The sequence below is a fragment of the Lentzea kristufekii genome, assembly GCF_033949925.1.
GTDB lineage: Bacteria > Actinomycetota > Actinomycetes > Mycobacteriales > Pseudonocardiaceae > Lentzea > Lentzea kristufekii.
The window spans coordinates 1-734 of the sequence record NZ_JAXAVV010000087.1 but is presented as its reverse complement, the minus strand read 5'-3'; the positions used below and the strand labels follow the sequence as shown (position 1 = coordinate 734).

The window sequence follows — 734 nt, the reverse complement described above, 5'->3', positions numbered from 1 at the left end:
TGTTGCCGGAATCGACGCGGTCGGCAACCTCGAGTACTACGCGGGCAACGGCGCGGGTGGCCTGGGTTGGGGCGGTTCCATGTGGACCGGTGCCCACTGGGCCGGCCACAGGGCTCTCGCGTAATTCCGACTCGCGAAATTCTCAGGGGGAATCATGAAATCCACTCTGTTCGCCAAAACAACCGCCGCATTGTTGGTCGCCGGCGCGATCACGGTGGGGCTCACGGGAACCGCATCCGCTCGCACGGTAGCGCCGTGCAGTCCGTCCGGGGTCACGGCAGAGGACAACGCCCTCGCAAGCCAGCTGCGCGGTCAGATCAGCTGGATGACGGGTTCCAAGATGTCGTGCGCCAGGGCGGTCGCCCGACAGGTGAAAGCGAGAGGCCTCGACCTCCGAGCGCTGCACATCGCGTTCACCACCGTCACCACCGAGACCCACTTCGACAACATCAGCGTCGCCGAGGACCACGACAGCCTCGGTCTGTTCCAGCAGCGGCCCAGCATGGGCTGGGGAACGCCGGCCCAACTGATCGATCCGGTCTACGCCACGAACGCGTTCCTCGACGCGATGTTCCGGGCCTACCCGAACAACTCGTGGCAGACCGGAGACATCCCCACCATCTGTCAGCGGATCCAGAAATCAGGATTCCCGGACGGATCGAACTACCGCAGCCAGCTCGCTCAGGCCACGACCGTTGCGAACTTCGTCTGGAACTCATTCGCCGTGCCTGTTT

1 pseudogene is annotated in these 734 nt (G+C 64.3%); it reads left to right on the top strand.

Annotation, left to right across the window (positions count from 1 at the left end):
• Positions 1-325 precede the first annotated feature (325 nt).
• Positions 326-734 (top strand): annotated as a pseudogene (locus SK571_RS46180) (hypothetical protein); the annotation flags it as partial.